Annotated in this window: 20 protein-coding genes; 16 read left to right on the top strand and 4 right to left on the bottom strand. The window is 69.8% G+C overall.

Features of this window, described 5'->3' with window-relative positions; genetic code table 11:
* Positions 1-54: 54 nt before the first annotated feature.
* From AFR_RS06960 to AFR_RS06950, 3 genes are all read left to right on the top strand, one after another.
* Positions 55-1,161, top strand: a complete 1,107-nt coding sequence (locus AFR_RS06960) for a magnesium and cobalt transport protein CorA (protein ID WP_041840663.1) — start codon at positions 55-57, stop codon at positions 1,159-1,161.
* A complete protein-coding gene (locus AFR_RS06955) occupies positions 1,158-1,664 on the top strand; it encodes a GrpB family protein (RefSeq protein WP_023359193.1) in 507 nt (168 codons plus the stop codon). The genes AFR_RS06960 and AFR_RS06955 overlap by 4 nt, the downstream gene beginning before the upstream one ends.
* Before the next feature lie 129 nt (positions 1,665-1,793).
* Positions 1,794-4,379 (top strand): lipopolysaccharide biosynthesis protein, encoded by a 2,586-nt coding sequence (locus AFR_RS06950; protein ID WP_023359192.1) that lies wholly within the window; start codon positions 1,794-1,796, stop codon positions 4,377-4,379.
* A 39-nt stretch (positions 4,380-4,418) separates the two neighbouring features.
* Here AFR_RS06950 and AFR_RS06945 read toward each other — a convergent pair whose 3' ends face one another.
* The 3 genes from AFR_RS06945 to AFR_RS06935 form a co-directional block, all read right to left on the bottom strand.
* On the bottom strand, positions 4,419-4,883 hold the full coding sequence (locus AFR_RS06945; protein WP_148307891.1) for a hypothetical protein: 465 nt from the start codon (positions 4,881-4,883) through the stop codon (positions 4,419-4,421).
* A 165-nt stretch (positions 4,884-5,048) separates the two neighbouring features.
* Positions 5,049-5,879, bottom strand: a complete 831-nt coding sequence (locus AFR_RS47230; RefSeq protein WP_052359334.1) for a hypothetical protein — start codon at positions 5,877-5,879, stop codon at positions 5,049-5,051.
* A gap of 144 nt (positions 5,880-6,023) precedes the next feature.
* The gene (locus tag AFR_RS06935; RefSeq protein ID WP_023359189.1) at positions 6,024-6,509 is read right to left on the bottom strand and encodes a GNAT family N-acetyltransferase; all 486 of its coding nucleotides are present in this window, start codon (positions 6,507-6,509) and stop codon (positions 6,024-6,026) included.
* Positions 6,510-6,582: 73 nt separating this feature from the next.
* Between AFR_RS06935 and AFR_RS06930 the strand changes: the two genes are divergently transcribed.
* The gene (locus tag AFR_RS06930) at positions 6,583-7,203 is read left to right on the top strand and encodes a DUF2238 domain-containing protein (protein ID WP_023359188.1); all 621 of its coding nucleotides are present in this window, start codon (positions 6,583-6,585) and stop codon (positions 7,201-7,203) included.
* On the opposite strand, the gene AFR_RS06925 is transcribed toward AFR_RS06930, so the two are convergent.
* Positions 7,187-7,651, bottom strand: coding sequence for an Lrp/AsnC family transcriptional regulator (locus tag AFR_RS06925; protein ID WP_041841866.1), 465 nt, complete (start codon positions 7,649-7,651; stop codon positions 7,187-7,189). The genes AFR_RS06930 and AFR_RS06925 overlap by 17 nt on opposite strands.
* Before the next feature lie 71 nt (positions 7,652-7,722).
* Between AFR_RS06925 and AFR_RS06920 the strand changes: the two genes are divergently transcribed.
* From AFR_RS06920 to AFR_RS06870, 12 genes are all read left to right on the top strand, one after another.
* Entirely contained in the window at positions 7,723-8,196 is a 474-nt protein-coding gene (locus tag AFR_RS06920) for a DUF2000 domain-containing protein (RefSeq protein ID WP_023359186.1), read from the top strand.
* 74 nt (positions 8,197-8,270) lie between these two features.
* Positions 8,271-8,621, top strand: a complete 351-nt coding sequence (locus tag AFR_RS06915) for a DUF2750 domain-containing protein (RefSeq protein ID WP_041840662.1) — start codon at positions 8,271-8,273, stop codon at positions 8,619-8,621.
* 150 nt (positions 8,622-8,771) lie between these two features.
* The gene (locus tag AFR_RS06910; RefSeq protein WP_023359184.1) at positions 8,772-8,966 is read left to right on the top strand and encodes a Flp family type IVb pilin; all 195 of its coding nucleotides are present in this window, start codon (positions 8,772-8,774) and stop codon (positions 8,964-8,966) included.
* A gap of 101 nt (positions 8,967-9,067) precedes the next feature.
* Complete coding sequence (locus AFR_RS43405) at positions 9,068-9,379, top strand: hypothetical protein (RefSeq protein WP_023359183.1); 312 nt, start codon at positions 9,068-9,070, stop codon at positions 9,377-9,379.
* Complete coding sequence (locus tag AFR_RS06905) at positions 9,367-10,485, top strand: pilus assembly protein TadG-related protein (protein ID WP_023359182.1); 1,119 nt, start codon at positions 9,367-9,369, stop codon at positions 10,483-10,485. Before AFR_RS43405 ends, AFR_RS06905 begins: the two co-directional genes overlap by 13 nt.
* Before the next feature lie 25 nt (positions 10,486-10,510).
* Positions 10,511-11,254 carry a Flp pilus assembly protein CpaB gene (cpaB, locus tag AFR_RS06900; RefSeq protein WP_023359181.1) on the top strand — a complete coding sequence of 248 codons (744 nt, stop codon included), beginning with the start codon at positions 10,511-10,513 and terminating at the stop codon, positions 11,252-11,254.
* Between the two features lie 10 nt (positions 11,255-11,264).
* Positions 11,265-12,440, top strand: coding sequence for a CpaE/TadZ family protein (locus AFR_RS06895; RefSeq protein WP_023359180.1), 1,176 nt, complete (start codon positions 11,265-11,267; stop codon positions 12,438-12,440).
* Positions 12,437-13,834 carry a TadA family conjugal transfer-associated ATPase gene (locus tag AFR_RS06890; RefSeq protein ID WP_023359179.1) on the top strand — a complete coding sequence of 466 codons (1,398 nt, stop codon included), beginning with the start codon at positions 12,437-12,439 and terminating at the stop codon, positions 13,832-13,834. The genes AFR_RS06895 and AFR_RS06890 overlap by 4 nt, the downstream gene beginning before the upstream one ends.
* Positions 13,831-14,778 carry a type II secretion system F family protein gene (locus AFR_RS06885; RefSeq protein WP_023359178.1) on the top strand — a complete coding sequence of 316 codons (948 nt, stop codon included), beginning with the start codon at positions 13,831-13,833 and terminating at the stop codon, positions 14,776-14,778. Before AFR_RS06890 ends, AFR_RS06885 begins: the two co-directional genes overlap by 4 nt.
* 1 nt (position 14,779) lies before the next feature.
* Positions 14,780-15,703 (top strand): type II secretion system F family protein, encoded by a 924-nt coding sequence (locus AFR_RS06880; protein ID WP_023359177.1) that lies wholly within the window; start codon positions 14,780-14,782, stop codon positions 15,701-15,703.
* A gap of 66 nt (positions 15,704-15,769) precedes the next feature.
* Positions 15,770-16,201, top strand: a complete 432-nt coding sequence (locus AFR_RS06875) for a response regulator (RefSeq protein WP_023359176.1) — start codon at positions 15,770-15,772, stop codon at positions 16,199-16,201.
* A 41-nt stretch (positions 16,202-16,242) separates the two neighbouring features.
* Positions 16,243-16,587: a PRC-barrel domain-containing protein gene (locus tag AFR_RS06870; RefSeq protein WP_023359175.1), complete on the top strand. Its 345-nt coding sequence runs from the start codon at positions 16,243-16,245 to the stop codon at positions 16,585-16,587.
* Positions 16,588-16,647: the final 60 nt, after the last annotated feature.

Below are 16,647 nucleotides of genomic sequence, written 5' to 3'. Positions count from 1 at the left end.
GAGCCGCTACCGTCGGGTCCGCACGGGTGGGCGAGTGACGGGGGACGGCGGGCGATGTTCGGGTTGCGGCGACGGGCGAGACAACCGTTGTTGCCGCGTACGCTCGGCAAGATCATCAATGGTCTGACCCGGACCGAACGACCTGCTCCGCGGGGGCCGCACCGCAATCCTGATGCCGTTGTCGACTGCGCCGTCTACCAGGCCGGGGAGCGGCGGCCGGGGCACGAGCATTACGCCGACGCCGCGCGGCTGGCGAGAAGGCAGCGGGACGCGTACGTGTGGCTGGGTCTGCACGAGCCGGACGAGGCGATGATGAGTGTCGTCGCGCGGGTCTTCGGGTTGCACGAGCTCACCGCCGAGCAGGCCGTCGCCGCCGGGCACCGGCCGGCCGCGGAGACGATCGGTGACGTGACGCGGCTGGTGCTGCGGACCGCCGCCTACGTCGAGCACGAGGAACTCACCGACACCTCGGAGGTTGTCGACACCGGTGACGTGACCGTGCTGGTCGGGACGTGGTTCGTCATCACGATCCGGCACGGGGCGGCCGGGGCGCTCAGGCCCGTCCGCGAGGAGCTCGAGGAACGCCCGGCGCTGCTCGCCGAGGGGCCGTGGGCTGTCGCGTACGCCGTGAGCAGCCGCATGGTCGACCTCTATCTGGACGTCGCCGGGCACGTCGAGCACGACCTGGAGGCGCTGGAGGAGGTTGCCTTCGCCGCGCATCAGCGACCGGACATCGCGCACATCTATCAGCTCAAGCGCGAGATGGTCGAGTTCAAGCGGGCCGTGCTGCCGCTGCAGGAGCCGTTGCAGCGCTTGCTGGACAGCGGTGTGGTGCCGGCGACGCTGCAGCCGTACCTGGTGGATGTGCGGGGGCGGCTCGCCCGGGCCGTGGACCGGGTGGCCGGTTTTGACGATCTGCTGAACTCCGTGCTGCAGGCGCGGCTGGCGCAGGTCTCGGTGGACCAGAACAACGACATGCGCAAGATCGCGTCGTGGGCGGCCATCGCCGCCGTGCAGACCGCGATCGCGGGGATCTACGGCATGAACTTCGAGTACATGCCCGAGCTCAGGTGGAAATACGGCTACTTCGGCGTGCTGCTGCTGATGGCGGTCGCCGCCGTGATCTTGCATCGTCGCTTGAAGAAGGTGGGTTGGCTGTGACGATCGCGGAGCCCGACGAGCGCTGGGCCGCGCTCGGCCGGCAGGCCTGTGTCGTGCTGGCGCCGCTCTTCGCCGAGATCGAACATGTGGGCAGCACCGCCGTGCCCGGGTTGCCGGCCAAGCCGGTCATCGATCTGATGGCGAGCCTCGAGGATCTCGACGACGTGAACGACGACGCGCTGGAGACTCTCGGCTATCGGATGGTCCGCACCGACATGCCGGAGCGGCTGTTCTACCGGCGCGAGGACTACGACAGCACGGCGTACCACCTGCACGTGGTCACCGCCGAGAGCTGGCCGACCCGCAACGAGCGGCTGCTGCGCGATCATCTGCTCGACCACCCCGCCGACCGCGACCGTTATGCCGCTCTGAAGCGCGAGCTGATGGACGCGCACGGCCCGGGTGACGCTTATACGCGGGGTAAGACTGCCCTGATCCAGGAGCTGACCGACGCGGCCCGCGCCGAGCGGGGCCTACCCTCCGTACCGGTCTGGGAAGAGTAGGCCAGATAGGCACTGTGACCAGGGACAACTTCTGAAGTCACAGGCGTCACAAAGATCCACCGAACGGGCATTTCAGAGTGCACCACTCTGCCATGGCAGCCGAACACTGTCAGTAACTACCGTTCAAGGGTGGACAGCACCGTAACCGAGGCCGTACCGCAGAGCCTGGATTCTGGACCCGAAGGCCCCGGCCGTGGGGGCCTGATCTCCGTCCTGCGCGGCCACCTGGACCTGTTCCTCAACGCCGGGTCGCTGATGGCGACGACCGCGATCACCTCGCTGTTCGGGTTCGCCTACTGGTGGCTCGCGGCACGGTCCGCATCGGCCGAGGCCGTCGGTCAGGCATCCGCGGCGGTGTCGGCGATGACGCTGATCGGCACGATCGGGATGTTCGGCATGGGCACCATGCTGATCTCCGACCTGTCGGCGATGCGCAGCCGCAGATGGCAGCTGATCTCCACCTGCCTGCTGGTCGCGGGCAGCGCGTCGACGGTCGGCGGCCTGATCTACGTCACGCTCGCGCACCTGGCCGTCCCCGGACTGCAGAACGCGCTCGGCAGCACGCCCGCCACGGTGCTGCTGGTGTTCGGCATCGCGCTCAACGCCATGACCCTGGTCCTCGACGAGGCCCTGGTCGGCCTGCTCCAGGGCCCGATGCAGCTGATGCGCAACGCCTGGTTCTCGGTGATCAAGCTGGCCCTGCTCGGCCTCCTCGCCGTGCTGCCCCTCACCCTGACCGGCGGCCAGCTGCTGCTGACCTGGATCGCCGGCATGGTGGCCTCAGTCGCGATCCTCGGTCGCGCCCTGCGGCGCAAGGGCATGATCGATTCGGTACGCCCACAGCCGTCCCTGCTGCGCGGCCGGGGCCGGGCCACCTTCGATCACAACCTGCTGAACCTGGCCACTTACCTGCCACGGGCGGCACTGCCCCTGGTTGTCACCGCGGTGCTGTCGGCCGAGGCGAACGCGTCCTTCTACACGGCGTTCATGGTGCTGTCGTTCCTGGCCATGGTCCCGGGCAACGTGGCGCTGACCCTCTTTGCGGTGGCCAGCGGCGACAAGGCCGCCCTGCGGTCCAAGGTGCGGGTGGGCCTGCTCATCTGTCTCGGCGTCGGCTTCCCCGCGTCACTCGTGGTCGTCTTCGCCGCCAAGCCGATCATGGGTCTCTTCGGCGCGAGTTACGCCGAGAGCGCCGGCACCGCGCTGATGATCCTCGGGCTGACCTACCTGCCGTTCGTCTTCCACCACTTCTTCCTGGCGATCTCCCGGGTGCAGGGCCGCGTCCGCGGCGCCGGCATCTTCTCGGTCTTCGCCGGTGTCGCGGAGCTCGTCGCCGCCTGGTACGGCGGCAGCCGCGGCAGCCTCACCGAACTCGTGACCTGGGTGGCTCTCGTGATGGCCGTCGAGACCGTGCTGGTCGCACCGACCGTGCTGCGGGTGGTCTTCGCCCGCACACCCCTGGAGGAGAACGTCATGTCGACCACCAGCCTGACCCTGCACGAGCGTGCCTGGCTGCCGCTGGAGTACATCCGGACCGTCGGCCCGCTGACCGGTGTCACCGCCGAACGGCTGCGGGCCGCGCTGATCGGGCTGCACGCCGCCGACCCGACCCACCGGGCCGTGTCACGGCTCGACCGGGCCGGCGCCCGCTGGGAGCACCTGAGCGCGGAGGCGTTCGCCGGTTACGTCCGCGAGGCGGTCACGGACCTGGGTGACGGGCCGGTCGACTTCGACGCGATGACCCGGCGGCTGCAGGCCGAGCCGCGGGCCCATCACCCCGTACGCATCCTGGCCGGCGGTGGTTACGTCGCGATGAAGGTGGCCCACGCGTACGGCGACGCCGGGCCGGTCAACACGCTGTTGCGGGAGCTCGTCCGGGCCGCCGGCGAAGAGCGCGCTGCGGTCATCGGGCCGTCGGTGCGGCACCGCTGGGCACTGCCCAAGGCGTGGTGGAAGCAGTTCGGCACCAAGCCGGGCCGCTGGAAGGAAGGTCTGAGCTTCGCCCGCCCGCCGCACACCGAAGACGTGCCGACACGGCCGTGGACGGCGGACCTGACCGTGGTGACCGCGCGCTCCGCCGACGTGCTGGGCAAGATGCGGGTGTGGCGCGACCAGTACTCGCCGGGTGTCACCACGTCGGCGATCACGTTCGCGGCCTTCACCGCGGCGCTCCGGGAGCTGGGCCTGAACCCGGACCTGTCCGGTGGCACGTTCCTGGCCGACGCGCGCCGTTACGTGGACAAGGGCGTCAGCATCGACAGCAACTTCTGCATGGGTCCGTACCTGAGCCCGCCGAGCCTGACCGACCCGCAGGCGATCCACACGACGCTGAAGGCGGAGCTGGCCACGGGCCGGATCCTGACCATGATGCTGCTGCGCGAGGGCAAGCTCGCCCTGACGGGCACGCCGGGGATGCCCGACCCGTACCCGGGTGAGGCGCCGATCGACCCGCGTCCGCGCCTGACCTTCAGCAACCAGGGCCGGCACGACGTGCTCGCCGACCTGCCGTGGGCGGCCGACGTGCCGGACCGCATCAACCAGAGCGTGCCGACACTCAACGGCCCCGAGGGCATCACACTGACCACGTCGGAGATGGGCGGGGTCCTGCACCTGGAGGCGACATTCCACGCCTCGACCTACGACCCGGCGGTCGTGGCCCGGGCGCTGCAGCTGGTCTGCACCGACCCGGCTGCGCTGATCATGGCGACCCGCTGAGAGGTGCGCGGCCGGCCCTCACCGGCCGCGCACTCCGGCTCAGTTGTCGTAGTCGTAGTTGCGCAGGACCGGGAGCCGGAGCCGGTAGGTCCGTGACTTCTCGACCGCTTCGTCGCCGCACGTGTTGTAGGTCAGCGTCGCCGCGAGCCGCACCACCGTGGTGCGGTTGCGGTCCGCGCGTACCCGGAAGGCCGTGTAGTCGGGTCGGCCCGGCTTGAGCTCGGCATCGTTCAGGAACGACGTGTAGGTGTCGGTGTTCGACGGGTACACGATCCCCACGTCGGTGCCCTCGACGGTCACGGCGGCGTCGCAGATCTTCTTGCCCGTCTTCCAGTAGACCTTGACCCAGGTCGGTTCGTGCGCCTCGACCGGCTTGATCCACTTGGTGACCGGGCGTGGCTCCCGGTGCGACGCGGCCGCTGGGGCCGTCGCCGTCACCGTCGTCAGGCCCGTCGCTGCCATAACCGCGGCCGCCATGAGGGCGGTCCGGCGAGTCCTGTTCATCAGCTCTCCCGAAACCTCGACCATTCTCAAACCACAACATTCCGGAGAATAGTGCGATTCCGGTCACGTCGACCGGTCTTTGAAAAAGCACGGGAGACCACAAAAACGCGCAGCCGGCCACGGGGCCGGCTGCGCGTTTGTCGAACTATGTGATTCAGACCTCAATTAGCGGGGTCCGCCGGGACCGCCGTTGCCCGGTCCACCGTTGCCCGGACCGCCGTTGCCCGGTCCACCGTTGCCCGGTCCACCGTTGCCCGGACCGCCGTTGCCCGGACCGCCGTTGCCCGGACCGCCGTTGCCCGGACCGCCGTTGCCCGGACCGCCGTTGCCCGGACCGCCGTTGCCCGGACCGCCGTTGCCCGGACCGCCGTTGCCCGGACCGCCGTTGCCCGGACCGCCGTTGCCCGGTCCACCGTTGCCCGGTCCGCCGTTGCCCGGACCGCCGTTACCCGGTCCACCGTGGCCGTGGCCATCGCCGTTGTTGTGGCCGTTGCCCGGACCGCCGTGGCCGTGGCCGTCACCGTTGTGGTGACCGTTGCCCGGACCGCCGTGGCCGTGACCCGGTCCACCCTGGTTGCCGCCACGCACGATGACCGGCATGAAGAGGTTGAACCGCTTCACGATGGTGCGGTCACGACGACCGCAGTGGTCGTACGCGATCACGGTGCTCAGCCGGGCGATGCCCGAGCGGCGGAAGTCCGCGTCGACCCGGAAGTTGGTGACATCGGTGCGCCCGGGGCGCAGCGAGTCGGTCCGCGGGAAGGACGTCGAGCGACGGTTCCCCGGGTAGTCGACCTCCACGCCGCGGCCGTTGACCCGCACCGCAACGTCACAGATGCGACGGTCGGTGGTCCAGCGGATGCCGACCCAGGTGTCCTGGCCGGCCTGCACGGCGCGGATGCCGCTGGAGACGGGCTGCGGGCCCCGCGGTGCCGCCTGAGCGGCGGTGGGCGCCACCAGGGACGCCATGCCGACACTGGCTGCGGTGGCTGCCACGAGGGCTCCGATACGCCGACCCTTGTTCATCCCAAATCCTCCGAAAACTAGTCACGTCGCCAAGCCTGGTGGCTGGCCTGACAGGGAAGACAATATGGGACATACGGGACTCAAGACGTATCTGAACCGCGTGTTTTGGGCGATTCATAGCTTTCTGACCATTATATGGAGGCCGACTAGTCCGTTCGTCTGATGATCAAATGCTTCAGGTACGGTGCCGACGATCTTGAAGCCGAGTGACTGCCACAGATACACCGCATGAGCATTGCTTTCGACAACCGCATTGAATTGAATGCTGTGATATCCCTGGCTGCGCGCCCACTCGACGAGGTAGGTGCCCAATGCGCGGCCGGTGCCACGTCCCTGCAGCTCAGGGTCGACCATAAAACTGCCGGTGGCGATGTGTGCTCCCCGTCCCGGCCGGTTGGGGCCCATCTTCGCCGTGCCGAGGATCCGGTCGCCGTCGACGGCCACCACGGTCAGTCCTGGTGGCGTCTCCATCCACAGTGCCCGTGCCTCGTCCGGCCCGAGACCGAGCGGGTACACGTACGTCTCGCCGGCCTCCACGATCTGCGACCAGAACGGGTAGATCTGGGCCCAGTCCGCTGAGGTCGCCTCTCTGATCTCCATGAGGCGAACATACGCAGGGGCTGAGCCCGCGTACCCAGGCGCTGCGGTCCACCGTCCTGACACGATCCGTCGCATGACTGAGGCACGCCGCGAGCCGGCCGTCCTGCTGGGCGCCGGAGTCCTCGCCCTGGGGATCTCCGCGATCAACCCGCACTCCTACGGAACCTGGCTGCTGGAGGTCCTCGCCGCCCTGATCGCCGCGCCGATCCTCGTGCTCACCTACCGGCGGTTCCCGCTGTCGCCGCTGGCCTACCGGCTGATCTTCGCTCAGGCGCTGATCCTGATGATCGGTGGCCACTGGACCTACGCCGAGGTGCCCGCCGGTCACTGGGTGCAGGACCTGCTGGGGCTGGACCGCAATCCGTACGACCGGCTCGGCCACCTCTTCCAGGGCATCACGCCGGCGATCGTCGCGCGGGAGATCCTGCTGCGGCGTACGCCCCTGCGACCGGGCGGCTGGCTCTTCGCGCTGGTGGTCTGCGTGGTGCTGGCGGTGAGTGCCTGCTGGGAGTTCTTCGAGTGGTGGTCGGCGCTGATCGGCGGCAGCGCGGCGGACGACTTCCTCGGCGCCCAGGGCGACGTGTGGGACACGCAGTGGGACATGTTCCTGGCCCTGTGCGGCGCGGTCCTCAGCCAGCTGGTCTTCTCGCGCGTCCACGACCGCCAGCTGCGCAGGCTCACCCCGCCGGAGTGATCCGGTCGTTGCGCAAGTGCTCGTAGACCACCGAGGTGCGTACGTCGGCCACGTGCGCGTGCTCGGTGAGCCGGTCGATGACAAACGCGTAGAGGCTCTCGTTGTCGGGGACGGCGACGTGGATCAGGAAGTCCTCGGTGCCGGTCGTGACGAAGACGCCGAGCGTGTCGGGCAGCGCGGTCACCCAGTTGCGGAAGGCCTCGATGTTGCGCCGCGACGGTGGCCGGATCCGGACTGCGATCAGCGCCTGCACCGGGCGCCCGATCGCGGCCAGATCGACGGTGAGACTGGCGCCCTGGATGACACCACGCTCCCGCAGCGCGCGGGTGCGGTCGAGCGCGGTTGTCGGCGAGACCCCCACGGCGGCCGCGATGTCGCGGTTGGTGCGCCGTGCATCCACCTGCAGCTCCCGCAGGATCGCCGTATCAAGTTCGTCGAGATGCGCCATCATCGCAGCCTATCCGAATTAAGTACGGATCTATTGCTGAGACTCCGTGCAGATGCCTACCGTCTGTGGTTATGGACGGTATTAATCAGGTCGGGTTCGAGCCCGGCGAGATCCGCACCGACGAGCCCACCCGGTCCGCCCGGCTCAAGTGGGTGATCGTCGTCGACGAGGAGCTGCCCGCCGGCCGCGCCACCAACGCCGCGATCTGCGTGGCGGCGGCCACCACGACGGCGGTGACGGGGCTGATCGGCCCGGAGGCCAAGGACGCCGGCGGGTCGGTGCATCCCGGCCTGCCGTGGGCCGGGTGCTCGGTGCTGGGGGCGAGCGCCGCACGCCTGGCCGAGATCCGGGCCCGGGCGGTGGAGTCGCTCGGCGTTTTTGTCGCCGACATGCCGACCCAGGGTCAGAGCACCCGGGTGTACGACGAATATCTGCGCCAGGTCGGCGAGACGGCACCGGACGACCTGGCGTACCACGCGATCAGCCTGGTCGGGCCGCGTAACCGGATCGACAAGCTCGTGCACCGGCTCGGCCTGCTGGCCTGATTTATTGGTTCAAATCACCTTGAACCCTCCGACAAGCGACGATAGGGGCAGCGTCGGCGACGGAGGGAGACGGCATGTCGCTCAGTGCAGCTCATTCGGCGGCGTTCCGCCGTGAGGTGCCCCAAGAGGGCCGGGTCTGGTCGATCCGGGACTCCGTGGGACACCCCGCCCCGAAGGACAGCCGCGGGAACAGGGCGATGCCGTTCTGGTCCAAGCAGTCGCGGGCCAAGCGGGTCGTCGGGGCCGTGCCGGCGTACCAGGGCTTCGCGGTGGTGGAGATCCCGGTCTCCGATTTTCTGGACAGCTGGCTGCCCGGCCTGCAACGCGACGGCCTGCTCGTCGGGGTGAACTGGGCGGGCGCGCGCGCCACCGGCTACGACATGGCACCCACCCAGGTCGCCGGGTGGTTCGCCGAGCTGCCATGAGTGCAACGGACCGGGTGGCAGTAACGCACCCAACAGGCACCCGGGGACGGGCGCCAAACCCTTCAGTGGGTCTCCGCGGGACCGATACACATTGCGACAGGCTGACCATGCCGGCGCAATCGGTCGCGGCACCCCAGAAGGAGACCCACGATGCTCATCACCCTGCTGCGCGAGATGGCGCGTCGGTGGCCGTCCCACGACGACGAGGGTGCGACCGCGGTCGAGTACGCCCTGCTGGTCGGACTCATCGCCGTCATCATCATCTCCTCCGTCACTCTGCTGGGCGGCAACATCGACGCGATGTTCGACGACATCGCGAGCCAGCTCGGCGGTGGCACGAACTAGTACGGATCACCGCGCGCCGGCGGCCGCACCGTCCCGACGACGGTGCGGCCGCCGTCGAACTGGCAATCGTCCTGCCGCTCCTCCTCCTGATCCTTTTCGGGATGATCGACTTCGGGATGCTGCTCAACCGGCAGCTGCTGCTGACCGAGGCCGCCCGCGAGGGCGCCCGGGTCGCGGCGCTCACCGGCTCGGCGAGCCAGGCCTCGGACCGCGCCACCACGTTCCTGGGTGACTCCGGCCTCGGCAGCACCACCGTCACCGCCGTGACCGTCTGCGACGCGACGTCGACACCCTCGAGCGCTCCCGCCGAGGTCGACCTCTCGTACGCGTACACGCCGCTCACGCCGCTCGGCGACCTGATGAACTACTCCTTCACGCTGACCGCCAAGGGCGTCATGTCATGCGTCGGCTGAGGCAGCGCGGGGCGGACGACAGCGGCGCGATCGCCGTCCTGGTCGCCATCCTGCTCAGCAGCGGACTGCTGCTCGGGATGAGTGCGCTGGTCATCGACGTAGGCCTGCTCGCCGACGAGCGCGAACAGTTGCAGAGCGGCGCCGACTCCGCCGCGTGGGGTGTGGCCCAGGCGTGCATCAGCGAGCCGGCGGACTGCGCCGCGCAGGGTCAGCTCGCGGCCTCGCTGGCCAACGCCAACTCCCGCGACGAGCGGGCCGGAGTGACGCTGGACGTCTGCACCGACCTCTGCGACCTGCGTCCCCGCGACCGGATCAGCCCCTGTCAGGACCTCGCCCCGGGCTTCGCCGCCTCGTACGCCGAGGTCCGCACCAGCACCGAGACGGCGGACGGCGCGACGGTGCTGCCACCGCGGGTCGCGCAGGGACTGATCGGCGGCCAGAACACCGGTACCCAGGTCAACGCCTGTTCGCAGGTCGCCTGGGGTCTGCCCGGCACCCTCCAGGTGTTCGGGCTGGGCATCTCCGTCTGTGACGTGCAGAACGCCGACCTCTACGGCGTACCCGGGATCAGCCCGGCAACCCGGCAGCACAGCGGCATCGTGCCCGGTGATCTCGACCCGCCCGCACAGGGTGACGACCAGACGTTCGTACCGCTCGACCTGCTGTCCCCGGTGACCTGCGCCTCGGCCGGGCTGAACCTGCCGCAGGGTTTTGCCTGGCTCGGCAACACCCAGAACTGCTCGGTCACCGTGGCCCGCGGGGATGCGGCACCGATCGTCGGCGCACCGACGGCGGCCTGCCGGAACGCTCTCGCCACGATCCGCAACGAGCACGAACCGGTCCTGGTCCCGGTCTACCGCGGCAACCCGACGCTCACGAGCGTGCGGGTCGTCGGTTTTGCGGTCCTCGTGGTCACCGGTCACCGCGGGCTGATCGTGCCGGCGGACCAGACGTCGTGGCTGGGTGGCACCACTCCGACGGTGCTGGAGTGCCTCCTGCAGGTCTGCTTCTCCGGCTATTTCAGCAAGATGCTCGTCCCCCGGGCACAACCCGAGTTCGTCACCGGCGCCGACTACGGCGTGACCGTCATGGGCCGTATCGGATGAGCGGCCACGACAGGAAGAAGGACGCATGCGACGGCGGATCCTGATCGTGCTGGCCGCGCTGGTCCTCGCCGGGCTGAGCGGAACCGCACTGCTGCTCTACGCCCGCGGTGTCGACCAGCGTGCGGTCGACGGGCGCAAAGCCGTGTCGGTCCTGCTCGCCGAGGAGCGCATCCCGGCCGGCACGACCGCGGCCCAGATCCGCGAGAAGAAGCTGGCCCGCACCGTGGTGATGCCCGCGGACAGCCTGCCCGACGACACGGTCGGGTCACTCGACAAGTCGCTCGACGGCCTCGCCCTGAGCGCCGACCTGCAACCCGACCAGCTGCTGCTGCGCGGTCAGTTCAGCCGGCCGGACACCGACTCCTCCGCGGCGGTCGGTGTGCCCGACGGCGACCTGGGGGTCAGCGTCGAGGTGACCATGGCACCCGGCGTCGCCGAGAAGGTCGCGGCGGGTGACAAGGTCACGGTTTTTGTCACGTACCCGAAGGACGCCCGGCCCAGCGACCAGAAGACGCGGATCCTGCTGCCGGACGCCACGGTCATCAGCATCACCACCGGGCCGCCGTCGGACGTGACCCCGGCGCCCACCTCGACGCGGAACAACCGGGCCGTCGCGCAGTCCTATCCGGCGACGCTGGCGGTGGACCAGGACGACGCGGTCCGGCTCGTTCACGCCGCGCAGACCGGCTCCATCTATCTCGGCCTGCTCGGGGAGACCACCAAGGTGTCGCCTTCCCCCGGCGTCGACTACGACAGCCTCTGGCCGTGAGGGGCACACCATGACCTACTACGTCTACGTCGAGCCGGATGCCGAGCGGCGCAACACCATCGGCGGCCTCTACAGCGACTTCGGGTTCGACATCGTCGCCGACCTCGCCGACCTCGAGGCGCACCTCCCGCGTAATCCGGAGACGCTGCTGGTCATGATCGGCGCCACGGTCGACCTGGACGCGGCGCTCACCTTCACCGCGTACCAGAGGGTGCAGCGGCCTTTGATCGGGGTGTTGCTGCTGAGGCGCACGCTCGAGCCGGACGTGCTGGCCCGGGCCATGCGGTCGGGGGTGCGCGAGGTGGTCGAGGAGCTCGACGTCGAGGGCATCCGCAATTCCGCCGCGCGCTCGATCGACCTGTCCAAGGCGCTCAGCACCACGATGCGGGCCGCGAGCGACCAGGGGCAACGGGCGAAGATCGTGACCGTCTTCGCCGGCAAGGGCGGGTGCGGCAAGAGTGTCGTGGCCACCAACCTGGCCGCCGCGCTCTCCGCCGACGGCAGCCGCCGGGTGCTGCTGGTCGACCTGGCACTGCAGTTCGGCGACGTCGCGATCATGCTGCAGCTGCCCCCGAACCGCAGTGTCTCCGACGCGATCTCGATGGCCGGGAAACTCGACGAGGCGGGTCTGCGGTCGGTGCTGACGCCGTACCGGCCGGGGCTGGACGCTCTGCTCGCCCCCGCGAGCCCCGCCGAGGGTGAGCATGTCAGCCGCGAGCTGGTCACCGAGATCCTCGAGGTGGCCCGCGGCATGTACGACTTCATCGTGCTGGACACCCCGCCGGCCGTCACCGACCAGGTGCTGTCGGCGCTGGACCTGTCCGACTGGTTCGTGCCGATCGTGACGCCGGACCTGCCGACGCTCAAGAGTGTGCGGCTGACCATCGAGATGTTCGACCTGCTGGAATACCCGCGGGACCGGCGGCTGGTGGTCTTCAACCGGTCGAACACCGAGGTCGGGCTGACCACCGACGACGTCGAGGAGGCCGTCGGCGCGCATCTGTCGGTGCACATGCCGTCGTCGCGGGACGTGCCGCTCTCGGTCAACCGCGGCGTACCCATGGTGCTGTCGGATCCGACGCACCCGGTCAGCCTGGCCGTCCGCAAGCTGGCTGACCGCTGTGCCGGGGTGACGAGCTCGCAGGAGTCGCGCCGCAAGATCTTCGCCTTCGGGCGGCGCCGGTGAGCCTCTCCGCGCGGATCAACGCCCGCACCCAGGCCACCACCCCGCCACCGCCACCGGCTCCCGAGGCGGCGCCGGCCAACGCGAGCACCGAGCGGTACCGTGCCGCCGGCATGCAGGCCGGTGATGCCGTCACCGAGGTGCGGCTGCGCATCCAGCGGCGGCTGGCCGACGAGCTCGGCCCCACCCTGTACGCGGCCGGCGCCCAGGGTGACGACCTCGACGCCCGTGTCCGGCAGACGCTCACCGAGCTGATCGCCCGGGAGGAGACACCGCTCGCCGGCGCGGACAAGGCGCGGATCATCCGCGACGTCACCGACGACGTGCTGGGCCACGGCCCGATCGAGTCGCTGCTGCGCGACCCGTCGGTCAGCGAGGTCATGGTCAACGGCCCGCAACTGATCTACGTCGAGCGGTTCGGCCGGCTGGAACGCGCGGACGTGGAGTTCGACGACGAATCGCACCTGCGCCGGATCATCGACCGGATCTGCTCGCGGGTCGGGCGCCGGGTCGACGAGGCCAGCCCGATGGTGGACGCGCGGCTGCCCGACGGCAGCCGGGTCAACGCGGTGGTCCCGCCGGTGGCCCTGGACGGGTCGTCGCTGACCATCCGCAAGTTCGCGGCGTCACCGCTGACCGTCGAGGACCTGATCCGCTTCGGCACGCTCAGCCGCAAGACCGCGGACTTCCTGGAGGCCTGCGTCCGCGGCCGGCGCAACATCGTCGTCAGCGGCGGTACGGGCTCCGGCAAGACCACGATGCTCAACGTGCTGTCCGCGTTCGTCCCCTACGACGAGCGGATCGTGACCATCGAGGACGCCGCCGAGCTGCAACTGCGCCAGGAGCACGTCGTACGCCTGGAGTCGCGCCCGAAGAACTCCGAGGGCCGTGGCGCGATCAGCACCCGTGACCTGGTGAAGAACGCCCTGCGGATGCGCCCGGACCGCATCGTCGTCGGTGAGGTCCGCGACGCCGCCGCCCTGGACATGCTGCAGGCGATGAACACCGGTCACGACGGCTCGATCACCACGCTGCACGCCAACGCACCCCGCGACGCCATCGCCCGCATGGAGACGATGGTGCTGATGGGCGGCATGGACCTGCCGATCCGCGCGATCCGCGACCAGATCGCCGCGGCCGTCGACGTGATCATCCAGGTCAGCCGGCTCAAGGACGGCAGCCGCAAGATCACTCACATCTCCGAGGTGGTGGGGATGGAGACCGAGGTCGTCAGCCTCCAGGACCTCTTCCTCTTCGACTTCAAGGCCGGCACCGACCGCACCGGCAAGTTCCGCGGCGGCCTGGAGGCCACCGGGCTGCGCCCGCGCTTCGCCGACGACCTCGCGGTCTACGGCGTCACGCTGCCCGCCACCCTCTTCACCAAGGGCAAGAAGTGATCGTCGCGGCCGTCGCCGGCGCCGCGGCGGTCTTCCTGATCTCGTACGCGGTCCTCGACGCCCTCTTCGGCCGCACGTTCTTCCAGCGCCGGCTGGACGCGCTGCGGCGGTTCGCCGTGCAGCGGCCTCCCGAGAAGGGCCGCCTGCTCCGGCTCTTCCGGGCCGAGGTGACCCGGGCCGGCGAGGTGCTGGCGCGGCTGAGCCGGCTCGACAACCACACGCTGCTCGACGCGGCGGCGATGCCGATCCGGCCGGCCGAGTGGCTGGTCATCCGTTTCGGTGCGGCGCTGGCCCTCGCGCTGGTGCTGGGCCTGATCCTCCCGTGGTTCCTGGGCGTGCCCGCCGGTCTGTTGGCGGGTTTCCTCATCCCCAACGCGCTGCTGCAGGGGCGGATCGAGCGGCGCAAGCGGCGTTTCGCCGAGGAGCTGCCCGACACGCTGCAGATGATCGTCAGCTCGCTGCGGTCCGGTTTCACGCTGCAGCACGGCATCGAGAACGGCGTCCGCGACAACGAGGGCCCGGTCTCCGCCGAGCTGCGCCGGGCGATCTCCGAGACACGGCTGGGTGCCGACCTCGAGGACGCGCTCGAGGGTGTCGGGCTGCGTACCGGCAACCAGGACATGAAGTGGCTGGTCATGGCCATCCGCCTGCAGCGCGAGGTCGGCGGCAACCTGTCCGAGGTCCTGCAGACAACCGCCGACACCATGCGTGAACGCGAGGAACTGCGGCGCAACGTGCGGTCGCTCTCCGCGGAGGGGCGGCTCTCGGCGATGATCCTGCTGGCGATGCCGCTCACCATCGGCGCGTGGATGTTCCTGTTCCGCACCGCGTACATCCGGCCGCTCTACACCGAGCCGCTCGGTCTGCTCATGCTCGGCGCCGCCGTGGTTCTGCTGATCGTCGGCGGCCTCTGGCTGCGCCGCGTCGTCCGGGTCGAGGTCTGAGATGGCCCTGCTGCTCGTCGAGCTCTTCGCCGTCGTGACCGGCGCGGCCGCCGTGGGTCTGCTGGTGCTGGCCGTGGCGCTGCCGCCGACCCGCGGCGAACGCATGATGCGCACGCTGGGGATGTTCGGCAACACCCGCCGCCACCCGCTCGACGAACGCGGTCCGACCGTGGACCAGCGCCTGCGGGCCGCGGCGGGCGGCGCCTTCGACCGGCTGGGCCGGGCGGTCACCCCGCCCGGCGCCCGGGTACGCCTCGTCCGGCTGCTCGATTACGCCGGCAACCCCGACGACCGCCCGATCGACGCGGTCGTCCGCCGCCGCGGCCAGCTGATGGTGGCCGCGGGCCTCGCCGGTGCCCTGCTCGGCGCGGCGTTGTGGGGCACACCCGGTGCGGTGCTGGCCGGACCCGCCGCCGCGGTCTTCGGCCTCTTCATCCCCGACCTCGTCATCTACGACATCGGCGTCAAACGGCAGAAGGACCTGGCGAAGTCGCTGCCGGACGTCCTCGACGCGCTGGTGATCGGCGTCGAGGCCGGGCTGGGCCTGGACGCGGCGATGGCACAGGTCGCCGGGAACCTCTCCGGCCCGATGCCGAGCGAGGTCCACCGGGTGCTCCAGGAGATGAAGATCGGCATTGCGCGTACCGATGCGCTGCGGTCGTTGTCGGCCCGGACCACCGTCCGTGAGCTGCAGAGTTTTGTCACCGCGGTCGTGCAGGCGGGCGAGCTCGGCGTACCCATCGCGGGCGTCCTGCGCGAGCACGCCCGCGACCAGCGCACCAAACGGCGGCAGCGGGCCGAGGAGCAGGCCCAGAAGGTGCCGATCAAGCTGCTGTTCCCCGTACTGTTCTGCCTGTTTCCGGTGATCTTCGTGGTGATTCTGGGTCCCGGGGTGCTCCGGTTGCTCGACACACTGAACCGCTGAGACCCGGCTGGTCTTGCCACCCCCGACCCCCTATGCTTGCCGAACTGCAAACAAGGGGGTGAAGCGGTGCGGAGTCTCGAGATTCTTGTCGTCGACGACGACGATGCCGATGCCCTGATGATCTCGGAAGCGCTCGAGAACGCCGACCGCAGCACAACGGTCAACCGCGTGGCCGACGGCCGCGAGGCCCTCGACTACCTGCTCCGCACCCCGCCCTACGAGCAGGCGCAGCGCCCGGACCTGATCCTGCTGGACCTCAACATGCCCCGCATGGACGGCCGCGAGACACTCGCCGCGATCAAGACCGACGACCGGCTCAAGGCCATCCCCGTGGTCATCCTGACCACCTCCGGTGCCGCTCCCGACATCGAGTCGAGCTACCAGCACCGGGCGAACGCGTACGTGACCAAGCCGTTCGGTCTGGACGAGTTCGAGGCGACGGTCCGGACCATCGACCGCTTCTACCGCGAAGTGGCGCTGCTCCCGCCGACCACCTGACCGCCGGTTACCGGCCACCCGGCCGGGGTACGTGCAGAGTCATGTCGGACAATACAGCTCCCGAAGACCTCGGGGTACCGCAGTCTTTCCTGGTCCTCGACGACGGCACGGCGGTCTACGACCGCGCGGGTGACAAGGTCGGCACGGTCGAGCACGTGCTCGCCGACGACCAGGAGGACATCTTCCACGGCGTGGTCGTGAAAACGTCCGACGGTCACCGCTATGCGAGTGCCGCCCAGATCGACGGCATCTTCGAGCACGGCGTGATCGTCGCTGTCCCGGCCGCGGAGCTCAAGGAGCCGGCCGAGAACCCCGCACCCGACGACGACAGCTCCTTCACCGAAGGACTGCGCAAGGCGTGGAACTGGCTCATCCAGCCGAAATAGACCGCTGACGGTTCTGGCCTGTGGGCGGAACCGTCGATGGCGGGCGACGGCTCCACCCAC

The sequence above is a fragment of the Amorphoplanes friuliensis DSM 7358 genome (assembly GCF_000494755.1).
In the GTDB taxonomy this organism is placed as follows: Bacteria; Actinomycetota; Actinomycetes; order Mycobacteriales; family Micromonosporaceae; genus Actinoplanes; species Actinoplanes friuliensis.
This window is presented reverse-complemented; position numbering and strand designations above follow the sequence as displayed.

What these genes read in the sequence shown, in the direction of transcription:
- AFR_RS06920 (WP_023359186.1), top strand. Translation starts at nt 7,723, where the DNA reads ATGGACGGTATTAATCAGGTCGGGTTCGAGCCCGGCGAGATCCGCACC.
- AFR_RS06925 (WP_041841866.1), bottom strand. Translation starts at nt 7,651, where the DNA reads ATGGCGCATCTCGACGAACTTGATACGGCGATCCTGCGGGAGCTGCAG.
- AFR_RS06880 (WP_023359177.1), top strand. Translation starts at nt 14,780, where the DNA reads ATGGCCCTGCTGCTCGTCGAGCTCTTCGCCGTCGTGACCGGCGCGGCC.
- AFR_RS06960 (WP_041840663.1), top strand. Translation starts at nt 55, where the DNA reads ATGTTCGGGTTGCGGCGACGGGCGAGACAACCGTTGTTGCCGCGTACG.
- AFR_RS06905 (WP_023359182.1), top strand. Translation starts at nt 9,367, where the DNA reads ATGCGTCGGCTGAGGCAGCGCGGGGCGGACGACAGCGGCGCGATCGCC.
- cpaB (WP_023359181.1), top strand. Translation starts at nt 10,511, where the DNA reads ATGCGACGGCGGATCCTGATCGTGCTGGCCGCGCTGGTCCTCGCCGGG.
- AFR_RS06915 (WP_041840662.1), top strand. Translation starts at nt 8,271, where the DNA reads ATGTCGCTCAGTGCAGCTCATTCGGCGGCGTTCCGCCGTGAGGTGCCC.
- AFR_RS43405 (WP_023359183.1), top strand. Translation starts at nt 9,068, where the DNA reads ATGATCGACTTCGGGATGCTGCTCAACCGGCAGCTGCTGCTGACCGAG.
- AFR_RS06910 (WP_023359184.1), top strand. Translation starts at nt 8,772, where the DNA reads ATGCTCATCACCCTGCTGCGCGAGATGGCGCGTCGGTGGCCGTCCCAC.
- AFR_RS06945 (WP_148307891.1), bottom strand. Translation starts at nt 4,883, where the DNA reads ATGAACAGGACTCGCCGGACCGCCCTCATGGCGGCCGCGGTTATGGCA.
- AFR_RS06935 (WP_023359189.1), bottom strand. Translation starts at nt 6,509, where the DNA reads ATGGAGATCAGAGAGGCGACCTCAGCGGACTGGGCCCAGATCTACCCG.
- AFR_RS06870 (WP_023359175.1), top strand. Translation starts at nt 16,243, where the DNA reads ATGTCGGACAATACAGCTCCCGAAGACCTCGGGGTACCGCAGTCTTTC.
- AFR_RS06895 (WP_023359180.1), top strand. Translation starts at nt 11,265, where the DNA reads ATGACCTACTACGTCTACGTCGAGCCGGATGCCGAGCGGCGCAACACC.
- AFR_RS06930 (WP_023359188.1), top strand. Translation starts at nt 6,583, where the DNA reads ATGACTGAGGCACGCCGCGAGCCGGCCGTCCTGCTGGGCGCCGGAGTC.